Here is a 19,344-nt window from a genome sequence, read left to right on the forward strand (position 1 = left end):
AACAATTCATACTGTTTTTTTTGAATAATTTTCTTTTTGATTGAGTTTTATTTTACTAATTATTTCTCTATTTTATATCAGTAGTTTTTATGTTGAGATTATATAATTTCATTTAATTTTGGCACCAAATTTGCTAATATTTCAGAACGTATTATCAGAAATTAAATGAGATGAATGATCTAGCCAGTACAGCCATTATTATAGATGCGATGGTTAAACCCTGCCCCATGCCATTATTAATGCTTAAGCGAGCGATCAAAAATAAATCAGAGCATCTGTTTTTATTAAAATCTTCAGATCCGCATAGTCAGCAAGATGTAGTCCGTTATTGCCAAATACATCAATTAAAATGCACTATGACTAAAATAACTGATTTTGAATATCACTACTTAATTGAATCTTAATTATTTTCAATTAAACTAGAGCTTTTCAAATTTGCATAAAAAATTACATTTCTCTACCCAATATTCCTTATTTCAGGAAAATATTGGATTAAGATAAAATTTAAGTGGTTATGTCATCCATTCTGAAGGAGAACACATGAGTGACAGCAGCAATCAATTGATGCCCCTGTCATTATCGGCGCCAGGGGTAAATCTCGGTGCTTATATAAGTACTGTCAATCAGATTCCTATTTTAACGGCTGATCAAGAAAAAGAGTTAGCCGAACGCTATTATTACGACCAAGATCTAGACGCTGCAAAAATGCTGGTCATGTCTCATTTGCGTTTTGTCGTTCATATTGCGCGTAGTTATGCAGGCTATGGTCTACCACAGGGCGACCTGATTCAAGAAGGCAACCTGGGCCTAATGAAGGCGGTTAAACGTTTTGACCCGAATATGGGTGTGCGTTTGGTCTCTTTTGCCGTACATTGGATTAAAGCTGAAATTCATGAATATGTGATTCGTAACTGGCGTATTGTTAAAATTGCGACCACTAAAGCACAACGTAAACTGTTCTTTAACTTACGTAGCCTAAAAAAATCGAGTAAGAAGCTCACTCTCGAAGAAGCAAAATCTATTGCTAACGACTTAAATGTAACACCAGAACAAGTCTTGGAAATGGAAGGTCGTTTAACCGCCTATGATGCAGCATTTGAAGCTCAGGGTGATGACGATGATGAAGGCTCAACTCATGTCGCACCGGCTTTATATTTAGAAGATAATCGATACGATCCCGCACGCTTAGCGGAAGAAGAAGATTATGAGCAACAAAGTACGTCTGCCCTGCATAGCGCAATGGATCAGCTTGATGACCGTTCGCGTAACATTTTGCAGCGTCGCTGGCTCGATGATGAAAAATCGACGCTACATGAGTTGGCGGCTGAATATAATGTCTCTGCTGAACGTATTCGTCAGTTAGAAAAAAATGCCATGGAAAAAATTAAAGTTGCCATGTCTTCTAACTAGGATATCGGACTGATTTTATTCTGTGATAAAGAAAGGGCTGCGTGCCCTTTTTTCATACTTAAACATTTGTATTGTCACATTTGGGCTTTTGTATAAACACTAAAATATGCTAAGTTAGGCGCAAATTTACTCAGGTGATAATTGCTTATGTGGATTGCAATTTCAGCCCTTAACTTGGCACTTGCAGTCATGCTGGGTGCATTTGGCGCGCATGGCTTAAAAGCGCATGCAAGCGAAGCTCAATTGGCTTGGTGGCATACCGCAACTGATTATTTTTTCTATCAGGCCCTTGGACTTTTGGCGCTCGCCATTCTCAGTAAAATTATTCCTCAACTGCCTATTAAAGCCAGTTTTATCCTGATTCAAGTCGGTATTTTATTTTTCTGCGGCTCTCTCTACATAATGGCTTTAGGTTTACCGCATGTATTAGGGGCTATCACACCAATTGGTGGCGCTTTAATGATTGCTGGCTGGCTAGTACTGGCGTGGAATGCGTTAAAATACGCAAAATAAAGTAAGGGTAAAGGAAAAATAAGCATGCATATTTATTTAAATGGCGAATCAAAAAATACCTCATGTACAAATTTACTGGAATTGATTCAAGAATTGGCCTTGGAAGGCAAACGCTTTGCTGTAGAACAGAATGAAATGATCATTTCCAAAAGCAAATTGGCACAAACCCCTATTTGCGCTGAAGATCAGATTGAAATTATTCATGCCGTCGGTGGCGGCTAATTCGGAGCTCCCATGGAAGATACCCCGCTTATAATCGGTTCACGTACCTTTAATTCACGTCTATTGGTCGGTACAGGTAAATATAAAGATTTAACTGAAACCGATTTAGCCATTCAAGCCAGCGGTGCAGAAATTGTTACAGTGGCCATCCGCCGTGTAAACATTGGACAGCACCCTGACCAGCCGAATTTACTTTCTGTTTTGCCACCTGAAAAATATACCATTCTGCCGAATACAGCGGGTTGTTTTGATAGCAACAGTGCAATCCGTACCTGTATGCTGGCGCGTGAACTATTGGATGGTCACAATCTGGTTAAGCTGGAAGTGCTAGGTGATGAAAAAACGTTGTATCCGAATATCACCGAAACTTTAAAAGCTGCTCGCACCTTAATTGACGATGGCTTTGAGATTATGGTCTACACCTCGGATGATCCGATTGTGGCGCAAGAGTTAGAGAGCATGGGCTGTGTTGCGATTATGCCTTTAGGCAGCCTGATTGGCTCAGGTTTAGGCATCTTGAATCCGCACACCATTTCTATTATTAAAGAAAATGCCAAAGTTCCGGTATTGGTGGATGCCGGGGTGGGTACAGCGAGTGATGCTGCAATTGCCATGGAATTGGGTTGCGACGGCGTACTCATGAATACCGCAATTGCGGCTGCACAAAACCCTATCTTAATGGCATCTGCGATGAAAAAAGCGGTTGAAGCGGGTCGCGAAGCATTTTTAGCGGGTCGGATGCCACGTAAACGTATGGCAAACGCAAGTTCACCTGAAACCGGTTATTTCTTTAAATAAAGTTAAAAACCTTAAAAAGGGCTCAACAAGAGTAATGCTGATCAGTTAAGGGGTTCGACCATAAACTCCTTAACTTTTGAGTTATTCACAGCGGGTTCTTATCTTTTTAAATCAAACATTTGGAGTTCGTCAGTTCTTTTGTTTAGCCAAAAGAGAAGTAAAGCTTCGCAAGAAAAGCCTCTTGCGGTGCAGCGCACCTCATCGCAAAACTCGTCCACCACCATCGAGTAGCAAATTCATCGCAGAAACAGTAATTCTTTAATTCCCTCCCACCTCAAATAGTTGCGAATGTCATTTCTGCGTATCAAATAATATGATGAATTTAAATCAAAAATACCAGTCAATTCCTTAACTAACTGGTATTACTCAAAAGAACTCTATCTTTCAAGAATATCGCTAAATCATTAAACCCTTGTGCATAATCCGGATTTTAACATTCAGCACATCATCTTTAACTTGTTGCTGATAAGCTTGCATATGAGGGGTTTGTAAATGAGCATTCAAGTGCTCAATACTTTCCCAATGCTCCAACATGGTAATTGCATCAGGTACTTTAGTTTGATAATCAGCATCCGATTCATGATCTACCAGTAACTCATAGCCGTAACACCCATCTTCTTGTAAAACCGCAGGTGTTATTTTTCTAAATGCATTTAACACGTTTTCACGATGTTGAGCACCTGATCGAATCTGGATATCTGCAATAACAACTAACATAGTTTGCTCCTTAAACACCACTTCTATTAAGCAAAAACATCCATTAAATGCTGCCGATATTTACGTTCATATTCAGCGACATCCGGCATTTTTATTACATCATTTACGATGAAGGTGTCTAAACTTTTCATTCCTAAAAATTGATTGGCTTTATGAAATGGCAGATATACACCATCAACCCCAACACCATGAAAAAATTGATCAGCATCATTAAAAGCTTCCATGGGCGCATTCCACGTTAACGATAACATGTACTTTTTATCGTGAATGAGACCACCTGAACCATATTTTTTCGATGCATCCGACCGGGATCGACCATCACTGGCATATAGAGTGCCATGTCCTTCTGTAAAAATATCATCAATATATTTTTTGACTGTCCAAGGTGCACCCATCCACCAGCCAGGCATTTGATAAATAATGACATCAGCCCATACATATTTTTGAATTTCTTCCTGAATTTCATAATCGCTATCTGCACGAGAAATTTTAACGGTATGACGCAGTTCACCGAGCACAGCATTTGCTAACTCGGTTAAAGTATCATTTAACTCGCCATTTGAGTGTGCAAATTGCTTGGCACCATTCACAATCAGGATATTACTCATCATTTACCTTTAAGGATTTATTTACAGTGGCCAATATACTCAAATATCTTATTGATAAAAATTCATGAGTTTGCAAAACACTATTGATAAAAAATCAATAATAGAACTCTTTAATCATTCAATATTTCACAATTTTAAAACCCCAAAAAAAGCACCCTCAGGTGCTTTTTTAAATCAAGACAAAAAAATTAAGGAATTAGCCCTTCATCACGCATCGCGATTTGTACCGACTGGCGTTCCGCCACTTTATTACGCAAGGCAATAATATGGTTATAAGGGGTTAGATCATGCCCAATACCATTCGACCAGTTTGTTAATACAAAGAGATAGGCATCTGCCGGGCCAAAATTATCATCTACTAAATAGTCGTTATCTGACTCGGCAATGGTTTTTTCAATATAGGTAAGTAAACGATCAATTTCAGCATAGGCTTTTTCTTTTGCTTCATCCGACAAGGGCGCACCGAAAAATACCGCATAAGCATCATGTAATTCAGAGTTCAAGTACCCCAGCCATTCAAGAACTTTGGCACGCCCTAAACCTGATGGCGGAATTAAATCTTGTTTGGGATCATGCTGTGCAAGGAACGGTAAAATTGCCACATTTTCAGTCAGAATCAAGCCTGGATTAATTTCTAAAGCTGGAACATAGCCCTTCGGATTAATTGCGTAATAGTCAGCACCTTTTTCTGTTGTATGGGTTTTTAAATTTACACGTTCTAAATCAAAATCGACATTAATTTCATTTAAAATAATATGTGATGCTAGTGAACACGCGCCCGGGGCATAATAGAGCTTCATATCTGATCCTTGTTATTTAACTATTAACTGTTTTAAATCTCTTCTAACAAACTTTCAAGTGATCGTACCTGTAAATTGCAAAAAAGCATCAATGCGTAAAAAACCTTTACCTTTAGAATATTGTCTAAAATGCTGTCTTTTTCAAGTCAATATTTTTCACATCAATCTAATCTGCTTTTTTCTATAAAACTGTTTTAACATATCCAGCTTTAAAGTTTGATGAAAATTAACGTAGTGATTAGCCTTAAAAAAGAAGAATGGTTTTCCAATATCCGCACCGATGTATTAGCAGGTTTGGTCGTGGGTTTAGCCTTGATCCCCGAGTCGATTGCCTTTTCAGCCATCGCCGGTGTTGACCCGCAAGTCGGTCTATATGCATCATTTTGTATAGCCGTCACCATTGCTTTCTTTGGCGGTCGCCCTGCCATGATTTCTGCGGCTACTGGTGCGCTAGCTTTGCTGATGATTACGTTGGTCAAAGAACATGGCTTGCAGTACTTATTAGCAGCAACTATTTTGACCGGTATCATTCAGGTGATTGCAGGCTATTTTAAAGTCGCCAAATTAATGCGCTTCGTTTCGCAGTCCGTGGTGTATGGGTTTTTAAATGCCTTGGCAATTTTAATCTTTGTGGCTCAACTTCCTGAGTTAATCAAGATGGATAGCTTAGGCTATTTATTTGTAGCTCTAGGCTTGGCTGTAATTTATCTTTTTCCTTATTTACCAAGAGTTGGCAAACTTATTCCCTCTCCGCTGATTTGTATTGTTCTACTCAGTCTACTTGCCTTATTTTTCGGCGGTGATATGCGTACAGTCAGCGATTTAGGGCATTTCCCAGATACGCTTCCCATTTTCCTGATTCCTGAAATTCCACTCAACTTTGAAACTTTAGCCATTATTTTTCCCTACTCCATCACTTTAGCTACAGTTGGTTTATTAGAAACCATGATGACCACGACCGTTGTGAATGAAGTCACCGACACTGAAGGCGACCGTCATCAGGAATGTCGCGGTCAAGGTTATGCCAATATCGTCAGTGGTTTTATGGGCGGCATGGCGGGTTGTGCCATGATTGGTCAATCCATTATTAACGTATCGTCAGGTGCACGTACACGTTTATCAACCTTGGTTGCAGGTGTATTTTTACTGTGCTTGGTGGTGTTTCTTAAAGATTGGCTGGCGTATATTCCGATGGCAGCACTAGTTGCCATTATGATTATGGTAGCTTTCACCACCTTTAACTGGGATTCAGTCCGCAATTTCCAAAAACATCCGAAGCAAAGCAATATTGTGATGCTGGCTGTTGTCATTATTGTTTTAGCCACCCATAACCTTGCGCTGGGTGTCTTTGTCGGGGTGTTACTTTCGGCTTTATTTTTAGTCAATAAACTCGAAAGTGAAGTCAAGGTTCGCTCTACGCTCTTAAACTCTAATACGCGCCAATATGTAATTTCTGGACAAATTTTCTTTAGCAGTTCAGACAAGTTTTTCCAGTTCTTTGATTTTAGAGAAATCATTTCCAAGGTTGAGATTGATCTTACTCATGCCCATGTTTGGGATATTACTTCAGTCAACATGCTGAACAGTGTGGTACAGAAATTTAAAGATCAAAATATTGAAGTAAAAGTTGTCGGGTTAAATGAAGCCAGCAATACATTAATTGATCGCTATAATCCGCTGTAACTTTTGATTAAAATAAAAGTGAGATCATGGTTGCTGTCGTGAATAGATTTCCGAAATGATAGCAGCCCAAAACTAAAAGAATATAGGGAGCACTATGAATACAAATCACTGGTTTATGTGGGCGATATTGTCTGCCTGTTTCGCAGCCTTAACTGCTATTTTTGCTAAAGTAGGTTTGCGACAGGTAAACTCCGACCTGGCCACACTCATTCGTACGGTCATTATTGTATTTGTATTAAGTTTAGTGGTGTGGGGATTAGGAAAATGGCAGAATCCCTTGTTGCTTTCAGGCAAAACCTGGTTGTTTTTAACTTTGTCAGCTTTAGCAACCGGTGCCTCATGGCTGTGTTATTTTCGGGCCTTACAACTCGGTCAAGCCTCACAAGTGGCTCCAATTGATAAACTCAGTGTGGTTTTAGTCACCCTATTTGCTGTAGTTTTTTTAGGTGAACGCCCAAGCCTGCAAGAATACTTGGGTATTGTCCTGATTGCTTTCGGCGTACTGACCATTGCCTTAAAGTAATTTAATTCCCTTCAACATCGTCTAAGCCAATATTTTTTATAAAGCAATCCCTACACAACTTAACCCTGTTATTTGTTAGGTCTCAACTTCTATTTCAGCAAATAATGACGCAATAACAGCATGACTCTGCTGTCTTTACCGCATCTTAAAAATGAAAAAGTTTGACTTGTTAGGCTCAGGACTTAAAATACCGCATTCAAATTTTTTACATTTGCCAAAGTTATGTCGAACGATCAATTAGACCCGCAAGTCGTCGAGCTGGACAACTTGAATGAACATCGCGAAATTGTCACTTTTATGCGTCGTTCATCTCCGCTAAATACCTCTCAACGTACTGCGCTTGAACAATATGGTCACCTAATTTTGGAATATCCGGTGGGTGACTTACGTCAACAGTTTGAACATCCAGAACGCCCTTTAACAGTTGAAATTGGTTTTGGTATGGGCCGTTCACTGGTACTTATGGCAAAAGCCAATCCTGAACGTAACTATGTCGGTATTGAAGTACATGTTCCCGGTATCGCACAATGTGTATATGAAGCAGGTATGGCAGGTATAACCAACTTGCGTTTACTCGATGCCGATGCCATTCAAGTGCTTCGTGAAATGCCTGACAACAGCATTAATGCGGTACAGCTTTATTTCCCAGACCCATGGCAAAAGAAACGTCATTTCAAACGTCGTTTTGTATCACATGACCGTATGCCACTGGTTGAACAAAAACTGGAAATGGGTGGTACATTTCACTCGGCTACAGACTGGGAACCCTATGCTGAATGGATGCTAGATGTATTGGATAACCGTCCGAACCTTGAAAATATGGCAGGTAAAGGCAACAGTTACCCTCGTCCTGCCTGGCGCCCACAAACCAAGTTTGAACGTCGCGGGATTGAGGAAGGTCATAAAATTAACGACTTCCTGTTCAAGAAAATTAAATAACGTTAACCAGCACCTTAAAAAATGGCTCATCAATGTATGAGCCATTTTTATGCTTAGACTTTAAGCTTTTATCGCCAGATAACCTTGATAAGATAAAATTTGGGTAAAGCGTTCTACCGAATCAAATCCACTCAATTTCAATTGCTCCAATATTTCCTGTTCCGACAGCGGATAAAAATCATCTTCCAAACGATCAATCATTGCAGCAGCTTGCGAAGTCGTTAAGCCATTTGCCTGAGAGATATGCTTCAGTATTTCCAATTCCTGATCGGATTTGATTCGGGTTAAATCAAACGTAATGAATAGTCCTTGAGGTTTTAAACGTGAGTAAATCGCTTTAAAGAACTTGGGCTTATCTAAATAATTCACAAAATGCGTGACCAGAATAGAAAGCACAGCGTCGTATGTTTGACCTGTTTTTAACTGGTCTACATCTCCCAACACAAACTCCACCCGATGTGATGCGTTTAAAGAATGGATATGCTGTCTGGCTTTATCCAGCATGGTTTCCGACAGCTCTGTTGCAGTAAATGTCCAGTCTGGAAATAATCGTACTAAATGTCCCAGTTCATAGCCGGTACCACAACCTACAATGAGCACATGTGCATATTCATCAGCATAGGTTTTTAACAAGGCTTGAATTTGCTGATGAACCACTTCATAGCCAGGAATTAATTTACGGATATGTTCATCATAACCATCGACTACATATTGGCTGTTAAAATCCTTTGCCATAAATACATCCTTGTCTTATTTATTCTTCAAGTATATTGATTTAATTTTAAACCACTATTTTTGCTGATGCGATTGCAAAATATGCTGGCTCATCAACCTATAAATATTTTTTAAATCATCCCGATTTGCATCTTGTAGCATCTGTTGATGCATATTCAAGATATTTTGATCCCCTCGCATTGCAGGTCCAGTCTGCATCTGTTTAGGATCATGCTGTACAGCTTTATTGGTTGTTTCTAAAATCAGTGGATAAAGCAAAGAAAAATCGACCTGTTGTGCATCTACCACCTGCTTCGCCATGTCATAACAATAATTGCTGAAATTGCAGGCAAATACCGCAGCCAGATGCAGGCTTAAGCGTTGTGCCGATGTATATTGATAAACTCGACTACTCAATTGATTGGCCAATTGGCTTAATAAAACCAGATCCACTTCAGACTTGGCTTCTACAAATAAGGGTGTATCTGACCAAGGAATTTCCCGATCCAGACTAAAGGTTTGTAAAGGATAAAACACACCAGCACGTGCATGGGTTTTTGCCAAGACTTCAATATCGGTACTACCTGAAGTATGTACAATCAAAACATCAGCTAAGTGTTGATGAGTCTCTGCAATGATGGACGCAATCGCCTGATCACTTACCGCAATGATCACCAAATCAATCTCAGGATTTATTTCGGAGATCTTCGCCGCTGCAGTTGCACCGACTTGAGCAGCTAAGGTTTGTGCAGGCTCGAAACTGCGACTATAGATTTGCATGATTTGATGATACTGACTTAAGGCATGAGCCAAATGATGGGCAACCCGTCCCGCCCCAATCAAACTAATACGCATATATCTGTTCACAATTTCCAATTCACCACAGCATGCCAATAAAAAAAGGACGAATCAATTAGTCCTTTTTTAAATACTCAGTGATATCTTTGATTAAGTTAAAAAAAATCAAACAAATCAGATACCCTCCTTTTTATTAAATATCTATAGCTTCATGTTTTAAAATATTTTTAAACACTGTTAATAAATTAAATGCTGGTTTCCATAAAAAATCTCTGCTTTGACACAGAGACTTTTTATTTTAATAATTCATTTATTGCTGCTTTACGCCCTCTTCATCTACTTCACGAACAGTGCCTGTTTCTGTATTTAACACTTCAAACTCGATACGACGGTTTTTAAACTGACCTTCAGGCGTTGCATTATCTGCCACGGGCTGTTCCGAACCATAACCTACTGCCTGTAACTGAGCTGGATCAACACCTTGTTGCACCAAGTAATCGACAACGGCTTGTGCCCGTTTTTGTGATAGTGCTTTATTTGCTGCAGCATCCCCCACAGCATCGGTGTGACCTTTAACCGTTAGATGCACTTGTGATGCACGTTTAATCAGCGCAGCTGCTTGATCTAAAATCGATTTATTGGCATCAGGAATATTGGCACTTGCGGTATCAAAGTTGATAATTTGCAGATTCAGGGCTGTTGCAATATCTAATGCACGAACTTGCTCTGGATTAATTGCAGCCAAGGCTTTTTCCGCATTGGTATTACCTTCACTAATTGCCATATTGTTATCAATAGGTGTCGAAGCAGCAGTCGTTGCTTGCGTCATTACTGTCATGTTTTTAACCAGTGGCTTAATTTTAGTCGCCAACTGTTCTGCATCAGTCGGATTTGCAGTCTGAATAGAAAGCTGATCTCCCATCCAGATTATGGATGCATTTGGAACCCCTTTAACCAATTTCAAGACACTTGGAATGGCATCTTGGTCAATAAATTCTGTATGATAACTTGGGTTGCTTTCAACACCACAACCAATATTGTGATTAAAAATTTGTTTAATTTCTTTCTGCAGAATATCGATATAACTGACATTGCCAGAATATAACTGACATGTGGTTAAATCTCCTGTTGAACCCGTGCTGAGTTGTAATTTTGCTGGCTCACTGGTAGCAGTCTGTGCAGGCACACCGCTTGCAGACTCAGTTTCCTTCTTATCAGAACAAGCTCTAAACATTAAAGCCAGTAGTGCAGCCAAAATAATGAAACCAATAAGCGGCAATAAAAAACTCGGTTTCTTTTTTTCTTCTACCACTACGTGCGTTTCAGGGGCCTGATGTAAGGAATGTCCAGATGCCAGTCCTACGCCTAAAGCACTTAAAAGCACTGGTGCCCAATGTGGTAAAGCACTCGATACAGCAGGCCAATGCGTTTCAATCAAATGCACAATGGCACTTGGCTCAGAAGAACCGGCTTCAGTTTCTAAAAAATTTAATGTCGGTGCTATAGAATGGTTTAAGGTAGATTCAATTGCTCCAGTCGGAACCGTTCCTGAAACCTGTTCTAAAAACTCCTGCTTTAAACCGGGATTTGTTGAAAATACGTCGCTTAATCTCGGGTTTAATTGACTCTGCAAATTTCCAATAAGTTCTGGCTTAGATTTGAAAATTGCCAGTAGAATAGGAAAAAAACTGCTTAATGCTTGACTCTTCTCGCTTAGATATTCCGTTTCGCCTTCAAGAACAATTGCAGATACTTTCTGCTTCAATAAATCAATCAAATTAATATTCATCCATTATTCCTTTTATTCTGGTCTTATCATGGGTATTTTTAGTTTATCTGCTCATTTTTCAGACAGTGTAATTAATTGTATTATTTGAATACTCTTATTTTTTCAGCAATAAAAAAGTCAGCCGAAGCTGACTTTTATAAATCATAAAAAAATATTAAATCAATTAAGCCACAAAAGTTTGGACCACTTTACCCACTACTTTTTGGTTAATAAGCGGTGTATTTTTACCTTGTGAAAGAATGGAATCTTTAGAAACTATCCATTCAAGTTTAGGATCAACTAAGATCCAACCTGCCTCTTCAGTCCAGCGATTGACCATATTCGCCACTTTTGCCGGTGCAAGGGTAACTTTTTCCACCCATTCTAAAGGCTCGAACAGGCCTTCATTAATCAGTTGAATACCAAACGCCACATAAGTATCAAAAGCAGTTATACCGGGTTGTGTTTCAGCAAACGGAGCTAATTTTGCAGAGCTGCTAAGCGGTTCATGATGGGTACAAATCGCATCAATCACACCATCTTTTACGCCCTGACGTAATAGCTGTTTATCTTTTTCAGCACGCAGTGGCGGGCGTACATGTGCCAAAGAATTAAAGCCGTCGGTTAAACTTTCGGTTAAATGCAATTGATGCATCGCTACATCCGCAGTCACAGGCAAGCCTTTGTCTTTTGCAATTTTGATCAATTCAACAGATGCACCACAAGATAACAACCCGAAATGTGCACGTACTTTTGTTGCTTCAATCATAAGCAAATATTTTGCAATCGCAACGGTTTCAGCCAATGCTGGAATCGTAGGCAAGCCTTGACGTGAAGCAATGAAGCCTTCATGTGCACAACCATCTTTGGCAATTTGATGTTCTTCTGCATAGAACACTACAGTCATGCCTAGACCCGCTGCATATTCTAAGGTACGGATGACCACATCATCATCCGCAAACGGCGCATTGGCATTCGAAACAGCAGTACAACCGCCTTTTTTCAAGCCTGCCATGTTTGCAGGCTGTTTGCCTTGCAAACCTTGCGTTTGTGCACCAATCACCTGTAAATAAATACCGCCATCCAGCATGGCTTTTTCAACCAGACCATGAATCAATGCACCATTATCTTGTACGATTGGTTTTGAGTCTGGCGGCGTAAAGACATGCAAAATACCATTTTCACGCGCAGCCTTTCCTTCAGATTTCAAAGTGCCATGCTGTTGCTGACCCGGCTCACGCAACCGTGCACATAAATCGACCATGGTTGGCATTAACCATTGACCTTGACCATCAATGCTTTCACTAACCGTATCAGTTGCCGCAACCAGTTTGCCGTTTTCGATAAATACCGTTTGTACGCGATCCGTTTGCTTGACTGGATCGAGGACACGGACATTTTCAATTTTTACAATACTCATGACTTTACCTTATCCCGCAATCGCTTCAATTAAACCTTTTTCCTGCAACTGACCTTGCATAGAAAGCGCAAGTACCGCCATACGTACCGCAATACCATTGGTCACTTGCTGCAAAATAACCGCTTGCGGGCCATCAGCAATACTGGAATCAATTTCTACACCCCGGTTCATTGGACCTGGATGCATTACGATGCAATTGGGTTTAGCCATGGCCAAACGCTCTTTGTTCAAACCGTACATTTTGTAGAATTCAGCTTGTGAAGCCAATGCGGGAGAATCAATACGTTCATTTTGAATGCGTAAAGTAATAATCACGTCGCAATCTTTAATCCCTGCTTCCATGTCATTGAACAGGCGAACATCTTCTCCATATTCTTCAAAACCATAAGGCAGCAAGGTATTCGGCGCAATCACGCGAATGTCTTTACAGCCTAAAGTTTGCAATGCGGCTACATCTGAACGTGCTACACGTGAATGTTTAATATCACCAATAATGGCCACACTTAAAGCTTCGAATGGCTTTTTGGTTTCACGGCGAATGGTCAACATATCCAGCATCGCTTGAGTCGGATGCGCATGACGGCCATCGCCTGCGTTAATAATCGCAACATGGGGGCAAACGGTTTGTGCAATAAAATGTGCTGCACCTGAAGATGAATGACGAACAACGAAAATATCCGCTGCCATCGCTTCAAGATTCCACAAAGTATCTCGTAATGTCTCACCTTTTGATGTACTTGAACGTGCTATATCAATGTTTAGTACGTTGGCTGATAAACGTTTTGCCGCTGCTTCAAAAGTGGTACGGGTACGGGTCGAGTTTTCAAAGAACAAATTCATGACCGTACGACCTTCTAATAAAGGAGTCGTTATCAGTTGATTTTGATCATTAAAAAAGGAATTAGCTGTATCAAGAATTTTGGTCAAGGTTTCTTTTGAAAGACCGTCAATGGTCAAGAAATGTTTGAGATTACCCTGTTGATTGAGTTGAATCTGGCTCGGAGTATGCAATGCAGCCAAGTGCATGAGAGATTCCCGTTCAGTTAAGTTGAACTATTATACAGATATTCCCCTAGGGTTGGCAGTTGAAGTTTTCAGCATTTGGCTCATTTTTATGCAGCAGAAAATTTATTGAATAAAAGTAAGAGATTAGTTTTACCAATTTCTCTATTTCAATACCTGTCTGGTTAAACTCAATGGATAGATCGTTGATTAAAATTAGGCTTTAAATCACCTGGAGTATTTAAAGCCTAAAAACTTAACGCAATGCACCAATATAGTGATGTGACACTTGAGCACGATAAATTTCTTCTTCAGTTACTTCTGTTTCATAGATGTCCTGTACTGTTTCATTCACCTCAATTTGATTAGCTGCAACGTCCATCCCCATTAAAGAACGTAAACGTTCAGCTTGCCGTTGTAATTCTGAATCATTCGTAGACAGCGCAACATCAATCACATATTTGGCATATGCATGATTTTCTACCAGATACATGACATCTATTACCCGCCCACTCACACGCCTTAATCGGGTATACAGCATTGTAGCAACAGAAAAAACTTCAGAACGGTTCAAAAAATTATTTCCAGTCATATCTTCCATTCAGTACCCCTTCAAAATCAAAAATGATGACAAATAGCAGTTAAAGTCAAAATCACATGACTCATAACCTATAAGCAGGGTTATCAGCAAAATACATACCACTTATGCAAGCTTAATAGATAAAAATCATATATTTCCCTATCAAGCCCAAGCTTTGCTCTAATTTAAAAACTTTTGAGGACTAAAATACGTTAAAATAATAGATTGCTTAGCTGCTTTTGGAAAATTTGCATGAATTCGAAACTACGTCTTTCTACATACTGGGTCACCTGTGCAGATGGGCTTGAAACCTTACTCCAAGAAGAATTGGAAGGTTTAGGTGTTCAAAATATTGAACGCTTTCCAGGACGTTTAGTTTTTCAAGGCACGCTAGAAAATGCATACCGTATTTGTTTGTGGTCACGTTTAGCCTCTCGTGTACTGACACCTATTCATACGCATGAATTAGAGTTTACTCATGATGCACGTGACGTGGCTGAAGAATTGTACGAAGGTGCAATGAACTTTGACTGGTCACTTATTTTTGCACCACAAAGTACATTTGCCGTTCGTTTACACGTCGAGCGCGATATTAAAGTAAATAGTCAATTCGCAACTTTACGTGTCAAAGATGGTGTAGTCGATTCCTTTATGGAAGCAGTCGGCAAACGTCCAAGTATTGATATTAAACAACCTGAAATTACCTTATATGTGCTTGCAGGTAAAACTCAACATACTTATTGCCTAGATTTGTCTGGTGATTCTTTACATAAACGCGGCTATCGTCATTTCATGACCGATGCCCCAATTAAAGAAAATCTTGCAGCAGCAATTCTGCAAAAAGCCAAATTAATCGAACGAAATCCTGACATTATTTTAGATCCAATGTGTGGTTCAGGGACTTTTATCATTGAATCACTGATGATGCTGACCGATCGCGCACCTGGTCTAGTTCGCCGCTTTGGTTTCAATGGCTGGAGTGGTCATGACCATGATTTATGGATGTCAATTAAAAATGAAGCAGCTGAACGCCATCAAGCAGGATTAGAAAAACAACTTCCTCAATTCTATGCTTATGATGCTGACTGGGAGGCTGTAAAAGCCACCAAGCAAAATATTATTGCAGCTGGCTTTGAATCGATACTTGATCAAATTAAAATTGAAGAACGTACCCTTGCAGATTGGCCTGATTTCCAAGCTGAAGGAAAAACTTCATTTATCGTCACCAACCCACCGTATGGTGAGCGTTTGGGTGAAAAATCGTCAAACCGTGCCTTGTACTTAGGTTTATCCGCTCTTTTACAAAAGAACTTCCCAAATCAATATGCAGCCGTCATTGCTGCACAAGTTGAACAGGCGGATGTACTGGCATTCAATGATCCGCAAATTCTGCGTTTGATGAATGGTAAATTACCTATTTATATCCGTTTCGGCACCATCAAACCGGTCACTGTAAGCCAGCCCTTCCTGGCGACTTGGCAGCCACAACAGTTTGAGCCAATTGAAGGTGCTGAAGACTTTACCAACCGTTTGCAAAAAAATATTCAAGCCTTGAAAAAATGGGCGGTTAAAGAAAATATCTATTGCTTACGTTTATACGATGCAGATTTACCTGACTTTAATGTCGCGGTGGATTTGTATGGTGATCGTCTGCATGTCCAAGAATATGCACCACCAAAAACCATTGATCCTGAAAAAGCAAAAAAACGCTTTAACTTGGCTTTAGCTTCTATTCGTGCGGTGACTGGTTTAGGTCGCGATGCAATCTTTATTAAGACGCGAGCCCGTCAGGAAGGTAAAACACAGTACGAAAAACAAAGTACTGCATCTAAGCGCTTTATCGTTCAAGAAGGTAAAGCCAAACTTTTAATTAATTTGACTGATTATTTAGATACTGGTTTGTTCCTCGATCATCGTCAAATGCGTTTACGCATTGCTGCTGAAGCGAAAGGAAAACACTTCTTGAACTTATACAGCTACACCTCTACTGCCAGTGTTCATGCAGCTTTAGGTGGTGCAGCAAGTACCACAAGTGTCGACTTATCCAATACCTATTTGAATTGGTCAAAAGAAAACTTTGTACTCAATGGGTTAACGGTTGATCATGCCGATGAACAGCACCAGTTCTTCTCTAGCGACTGTTTTGAATGGTTAAAAGAAGGTCATGAACAATATGACCTGATCTTCATTGATCCTCCAACATTCTCAAATTCGAAAAAGTTCTACGGTACTTTTGACGTACAGCGTGACCACAATTCATTGCTTAAACGTGCCATGAACCGTTTAACCACTGAAGGCACCTTGTATTTCTCGAATAATTATCGTGGTTTCGAAATGGATGAAGAAGTTCAAGCCATGTTCGATGTGCAAGAAATTACCAGTGAAACCATTGGCCTAGATTTCAAACGCAATACCAAAATCCATAAAGCCTGGAAAATCAAACATCACCCAATCTAATGATGGTTTGAATGAAATAATACACATTGAGATGAAACAGTTTATCGTTTCATCTCAATGGTAATACCTTCATGATAATTCATTCGCAAATTATCTGATTGATTCACTGTGTCAAATAAGCGAATAGTTGAATGAGTACTGACTTGCTTTTCATTCAACATTAATTGTTCAGCCGCTTTTTTCTTCTGCATCTGATAATCGGATAATGCCGTTTCGTCGATAGTCTGCTTTTGAATATCTTGATTGTTCTGGTCACTTAAAACTTTACTTTCTTTTTTCTGCTTATCAACCGGTTGCTTAACACTATTTTGAACACGTTGAATACTCTCAGCATCAAGATGCTGAGAATCACTCCTTTGCTCTGACAATTTATGGTCAGTTAGAGGAACTTCTGCATAACAGCATGAGCAAATGATTAGCAACCCACTCATGACAACTAACTTTTTCCGAGAAGGGGGATAAAAACTTTTTTTATTTTTCATCTTCACACTGGCCTCTCCTTTTTTATTTTTCATCATGAACGCTAGCAATTTTTATATATAACAACAATGTGCTTTCGGTACTTCCCGATATTCTGTATACAACAAGAATATACTTATTTCTTGCACTTAGAATAAAGTAGCGCTTTGTTGTGGTTTAGGCGGCACATCTGGCAAACTTTTTTTTAGATCATGCCTTAATTTAAAAATTTCTTTTCGCCATATTTATATTCAACACCTATCTTTAAGACATCACCCTCTCGTTTGGCTTGCACCGCTTGCTGCATGCTATTCAGCATGTGTTCAAGTTCTTGATCAGATAATGTTTTACTGCCTTGTTGCAAATAATTACCCAGCAGGGTCTTCATGATCTGTTTATCATATTCAATATTGGCCTGATACTCGATTAAACTGGGTGCCATTTTAACCAAGCTGGTAAATGAAGTTTGATGACCGGGCATCACCTTGCCACTCAAGCTTGCTTTAGCATACCCTTCACCCAAATTAATCTGATTATCTTGCGATTCAAAAGTAAAACCTTCATTTATAATAGATAAAAAGCTGTCTGCCAATTCTTTCGAAAACTCATCTTTAACTATACATACCTCACTATTTTTTTCCAATAAATCGAAGAAAGCCTGTATTTTTTGCTTGTTCAATGCTTTCAGATTGAAATTCATTTGTAACTTTTGAAAAGTCGGTATTTTGTGCATGACCACTTCTTTAATATTCAGTTGGGTATCAAAATTCACCTTATGTTTATCAATATCCGTATTCATCAGCAAAGCAAAATCCTTAAATTCACCGCTGCCGAATTGTTGCATATTTCGATCAGTGCGTTTAATCGAAGCAATATTAAGACGGGTTTCCCCTTCATCAAAGGTAGAGTTTAAGCCCTGAGTGGTTTCAAACTCTACTTCTCGTATCTCTAGATACCCCAATTTATCACTAACAGTCATATTCGGTATTTGCAGTTTCGCATTGAGTATTTTTAATTGATCGCCTTTTGATTTTGCATCCATTTTAAAAGTCATTGGATCAATTCGGGCCTGTATATCTTCATTATTTTTCTCAAACACGGGTGTCGTCAATGAGGAATGCACCACACCCAGCCAATCAATCTTGGTTTGAGCAGTTAAAGGCTGGTTGAGCATTTTTTGAAATATCTCATTGCCTTGCTGTAAATTAATTTTAGATTCAATATGATAACCATTCCAACTGCGTTTAATTTTATCCGTTCCTGTAAGACTCAAAACATCTTTAGGTTTACACGGATCAAATATGAATTGAGCTGCCCAGTCTGCAGAACCCTGCATTGCACCCATATTGAAATTTTTATATTGAATCGAAACTGAATTGGTTTTCTGATTCTGCTGATAATATGAATTTAGACTTTTATCTGCATATAAACTTCCCCCTACAGCAGCGGTTGCAAATACAATCAGACCACCTAAACCCCATATTAATTTTGACATCAGCTGTCTCATTTTTTGCTTATTTTGTAAACGAGTATAAATTAAAAAATGAGAATTAATATGATTTTTTCAACCAACTATTCATACCCAGTCACATTGCATGATTGAATAAGACTAAATCCCTATTAAATACTAAATACGTCCCACTTCAAAATAACTACTTTTACTACGATCAAAGGTAGTATAGGGATTGCCTTTAAAACTATGAAAATAATGTTTGGCTTGAATCATCTAAGAGATGGTATTGCCCATCCAATAAATACGCGGATCATTATTTTCCCAAGTAATAAAAAGGCTTGTTTACGATACAATTTAGTTTGTTGCTTAGCATGCAAAATCGGAATGGCAAATACATGTTGTGGTTCGCAATGACATAAAGCACTATGAATCATCAAATATTTAAAAGCATTATTTTTTCAGCAAAGATAAAACCTCTTT

Annotated in this window: 20 protein-coding genes; 9 read left to right on the plus strand and 11 right to left on the minus strand. The window is 39.2% G+C overall.

All coding sequences use genetic code 11. The annotated features are described in order from the left end of the window. The first annotated feature begins 170 nt into the window (after window positions 1–170). The 5 genes from E0H89_RS06870 (at window position 171) to E0H89_RS06890 (ending at window position 2,943) form a co-directional block, all read left to right on the plus strand. Complete coding sequence (locus E0H89_RS06870) at window positions 171–404, plus strand: sulfurtransferase TusA family protein (RefSeq protein WP_131215774.1); 234 nt, start codon at window positions 171–173, stop codon at window positions 402–404. 136 nt (window positions 405–540) lie between these two features. Beyond that, a complete protein-coding gene (gene rpoH, locus E0H89_RS06875) occupies window positions 541–1,410 on the plus strand; it encodes an RNA polymerase sigma factor RpoH (RefSeq protein ID WP_131215776.1) in 870 nt (289 codons plus the stop codon). Between the two features lie 147 nt (window positions 1,411–1,557). After that, complete coding sequence (locus E0H89_RS06880; RefSeq protein WP_131215778.1) at window positions 1,558–1,923, plus strand: DUF423 domain-containing protein; 366 nt, start codon at window positions 1,558–1,560, stop codon at window positions 1,921–1,923. 24 nt (window positions 1,924–1,947) lie between these two features. Beyond that, window positions 1,948–2,145, plus strand: coding sequence for a sulfur carrier protein ThiS (gene thiS, locus E0H89_RS06885; RefSeq protein ID WP_131215780.1), 198 nt, complete (start codon window positions 1,948–1,950; stop codon window positions 2,143–2,145). A gap of 12 nt (window positions 2,146–2,157) precedes the next feature. Further along, complete coding sequence (locus tag E0H89_RS06890; protein ID WP_131215783.1) at window positions 2,158–2,943, plus strand: thiazole synthase; 786 nt, start codon at window positions 2,158–2,160, stop codon at window positions 2,941–2,943. A 396-nt stretch (window positions 2,944–3,339) separates the two neighbouring features. On the opposite strand, the gene E0H89_RS06895 is transcribed toward E0H89_RS06890, so the two are convergent. The 3 genes from E0H89_RS06895 to E0H89_RS06905 form a co-directional block, all read right to left on the minus strand. After that, entirely contained in the window at window positions 3,340–3,660 is a 321-nt protein-coding gene (locus E0H89_RS06895) for a putative quinol monooxygenase (protein ID WP_131215785.1), read from the minus strand. Window positions 3,661–3,686: 26 nt separating this feature from the next. Beyond that, window positions 3,687–4,268: an NAD(P)H-dependent oxidoreductase gene (locus tag E0H89_RS06900; protein ID WP_131215787.1), complete on the minus strand. Its 582-nt coding sequence runs from the start codon at window positions 4,266–4,268 to the stop codon at window positions 3,687–3,689. A 188-nt stretch (window positions 4,269–4,456) separates the two neighbouring features. Further along, window positions 4,457–5,068, minus strand: a complete 612-nt coding sequence (locus E0H89_RS06905) for a glutathione binding-like protein (protein WP_131215789.1) — start codon at window positions 5,066–5,068, stop codon at window positions 4,457–4,459. A 234-nt stretch (window positions 5,069–5,302) separates the two neighbouring features. Between E0H89_RS06905 and E0H89_RS06910 the strand changes: the two genes are divergently transcribed. From E0H89_RS06910 to trmB, 3 genes are all read left to right on the plus strand, one after another. Then, window positions 5,303–6,751 (plus strand): SulP family inorganic anion transporter, encoded by a 1,449-nt coding sequence (locus tag E0H89_RS06910; RefSeq protein WP_131215958.1) that lies wholly within the window; start codon window positions 5,303–5,305, stop codon window positions 6,749–6,751. A 94-nt stretch (window positions 6,752–6,845) separates the two neighbouring features. Next, window positions 6,846–7,274 carry an EamA family transporter gene (locus E0H89_RS06915; protein ID WP_131215791.1) on the plus strand — a complete coding sequence of 143 codons (429 nt, stop codon included), beginning with the start codon at window positions 6,846–6,848 and terminating at the stop codon, window positions 7,272–7,274. Between the two features lie 222 nt (window positions 7,275–7,496). Then, complete coding sequence (trmB, locus tag E0H89_RS06920; protein WP_131215793.1) at window positions 7,497–8,213, plus strand: tRNA (guanosine(46)-N7)-methyltransferase TrmB; 717 nt, start codon at window positions 7,497–7,499, stop codon at window positions 8,211–8,213. Between the two features lie 60 nt (window positions 8,214–8,273). Here the strand turns inward: trmB and E0H89_RS06925 are convergent, their stop codons facing one another. From E0H89_RS06925 to E0H89_RS06950, 6 genes are all read right to left on the minus strand, one after another. Beyond that, window positions 8,274–8,948, minus strand: coding sequence for a class I SAM-dependent methyltransferase (locus tag E0H89_RS06925; RefSeq protein WP_131215795.1), 675 nt, complete (start codon window positions 8,946–8,948; stop codon window positions 8,274–8,276). 54 nt (window positions 8,949–9,002) lie between these two features. Then, entirely contained in the window at window positions 9,003–9,782 is a 780-nt protein-coding gene (locus tag E0H89_RS06930) for a Rossmann-like and DUF2520 domain-containing protein (RefSeq protein WP_131215797.1), read from the minus strand. Between the two features lie 253 nt (window positions 9,783–10,035). Then, window positions 10,036–11,514 carry an OmpA family protein gene (locus E0H89_RS06935; protein WP_131215798.1) on the minus strand — a complete coding sequence of 493 codons (1,479 nt, stop codon included), beginning with the start codon at window positions 11,512–11,514 and terminating at the stop codon, window positions 10,036–10,038. Between the two features lie 163 nt (window positions 11,515–11,677). After that, the gene (locus tag E0H89_RS06940; protein WP_131215800.1) at window positions 11,678–12,913 is read right to left on the minus strand and encodes a dihydroorotase; all 1,236 of its coding nucleotides are present in this window, start codon (window positions 12,911–12,913) and stop codon (window positions 11,678–11,680) included. 9 nt (window positions 12,914–12,922) lie between these two features. Beyond that, window positions 12,923–13,939 (minus strand): aspartate carbamoyltransferase catalytic subunit, encoded by a 1,017-nt coding sequence (locus E0H89_RS06945; RefSeq protein WP_131215803.1) that lies wholly within the window; start codon window positions 13,937–13,939, stop codon window positions 12,923–12,925. 232 nt (window positions 13,940–14,171) lie between these two features. Beyond that, on the minus strand, window positions 14,172–14,516 hold the full coding sequence (locus E0H89_RS06950) for a hypothetical protein (protein ID WP_131215805.1): 345 nt from the start codon (window positions 14,514–14,516) through the stop codon (window positions 14,172–14,174). Window positions 14,517–14,747: 231 nt separating this feature from the next. On the opposite strand from E0H89_RS06950, the gene rlmKL reads away from it, so the two are divergent. Further along, window positions 14,748–16,952, plus strand: coding sequence for a bifunctional 23S rRNA (guanine(2069)-N(7))-methyltransferase RlmK/23S rRNA (guanine(2445)-N(2))-methyltransferase RlmL (gene rlmKL, locus E0H89_RS06955; protein ID WP_131215808.1), 2,205 nt, complete (start codon window positions 14,748–14,750; stop codon window positions 16,950–16,952). Window positions 16,953–16,993: 41 nt separating this feature from the next. Here the strand turns inward: rlmKL and E0H89_RS06960 are convergent, their stop codons facing one another. Next, a complete protein-coding gene (locus E0H89_RS06960) occupies window positions 16,994–17,470 on the minus strand; it encodes a hypothetical protein (protein ID WP_165494033.1) in 477 nt (158 codons plus the stop codon). Window positions 17,471–17,628: 158 nt separating this feature from the next. Then, on the minus strand, window positions 17,629–18,906 hold the full coding sequence (locus tag E0H89_RS06965) for a DUF945 family protein (RefSeq protein ID WP_165494034.1): 1,278 nt from the start codon (window positions 18,904–18,906) through the stop codon (window positions 17,629–17,631). Between the last annotated feature and the right edge of the window lie 438 nt (window positions 18,907–19,344).

The sequence above is a fragment of the Acinetobacter sp. ANC 3781 genome (assembly GCF_004331285.1).
In the GTDB taxonomy this organism is placed as follows: domain Bacteria; phylum Pseudomonadota; class Gammaproteobacteria; order Pseudomonadales; family Moraxellaceae; genus Acinetobacter.

Excerpts from the sequence above, each read along its gene's own strand:
- E0H89_RS06935 (WP_131215798.1), bottom strand. The coding sequence starts at position 11,514 with ATGAATATTAATTTGATTGATTTATTGAAGCAGAAAGTATCTGCAATT.
- E0H89_RS06900 (WP_131215787.1), bottom strand. The coding sequence starts at position 4,268 with ATGAGTAATATCCTGATTGTGAATGGTGCCAAGCAATTTGCACACTCA.
- trmB (WP_131215793.1), top strand. The coding sequence starts at position 7,497 with ATGTCGAACGATCAATTAGACCCGCAAGTCGTCGAGCTGGACAACTTG.
- thiS (WP_131215780.1), top strand. The coding sequence starts at position 1,948 with ATGCATATTTATTTAAATGGCGAATCAAAAAATACCTCATGTACAAAT.
- E0H89_RS06880 (WP_131215778.1), top strand. The coding sequence starts at position 1,558 with ATGTGGATTGCAATTTCAGCCCTTAACTTGGCACTTGCAGTCATGCTG.
- E0H89_RS06950 (WP_131215805.1), bottom strand. The coding sequence starts at position 14,516 with ATGGAAGATATGACTGGAAATAATTTTTTGAACCGTTCTGAAGTTTTT.
- rpoH (WP_131215776.1), top strand. The coding sequence starts at position 541 with ATGAGTGACAGCAGCAATCAATTGATGCCCCTGTCATTATCGGCGCCA.
- rlmKL (WP_131215808.1), top strand. The coding sequence starts at position 14,748 with ATGAATTCGAAACTACGTCTTTCTACATACTGGGTCACCTGTGCAGAT.
- E0H89_RS06870 (WP_131215774.1), top strand. The coding sequence starts at position 171 with ATGAATGATCTAGCCAGTACAGCCATTATTATAGATGCGATGGTTAAA.
- E0H89_RS06925 (WP_131215795.1), bottom strand. The coding sequence starts at position 8,948 with ATGGCAAAGGATTTTAACAGCCAATATGTAGTCGATGGTTATGATGAA.
- E0H89_RS06940 (WP_131215800.1), bottom strand. The coding sequence starts at position 12,913 with ATGAGTATTGTAAAAATTGAAAATGTCCGTGTCCTCGATCCAGTCAAG.
- E0H89_RS06965 (WP_165494034.1), bottom strand. The coding sequence starts at position 18,906 with ATGTCAAAATTAATATGGGGTTTAGGTGGTCTGATTGTATTTGCAACC.
- E0H89_RS06890 (WP_131215783.1), top strand. The coding sequence starts at position 2,158 with ATGGAAGATACCCCGCTTATAATCGGTTCACGTACCTTTAATTCACGT.
- E0H89_RS06915 (WP_131215791.1), top strand. The coding sequence starts at position 6,846 with ATGAATACAAATCACTGGTTTATGTGGGCGATATTGTCTGCCTGTTTC.
- E0H89_RS06895 (WP_131215785.1), bottom strand. The coding sequence starts at position 3,660 with ATGTTAGTTGTTATTGCAGATATCCAGATTCGATCAGGTGCTCAACAT.
- E0H89_RS06905 (WP_131215789.1), bottom strand. The coding sequence starts at position 5,068 with ATGAAGCTCTATTATGCCCCGGGCGCGTGTTCACTAGCATCACATATT.
- E0H89_RS06960 (WP_165494033.1), bottom strand. The coding sequence starts at position 17,470 with ATGATGAAAAATAAAAAAGGAGAGGCCAGTGTGAAGATGAAAAATAAA.
- E0H89_RS06945 (WP_131215803.1), bottom strand. The coding sequence starts at position 13,939 with ATGCACTTGGCTGCATTGCATACTCCGAGCCAGATTCAACTCAATCAA.
- E0H89_RS06930 (WP_131215797.1), bottom strand. The coding sequence starts at position 9,782 with ATGCGTATTAGTTTGATTGGGGCGGGACGGGTTGCCCATCATTTGGCT.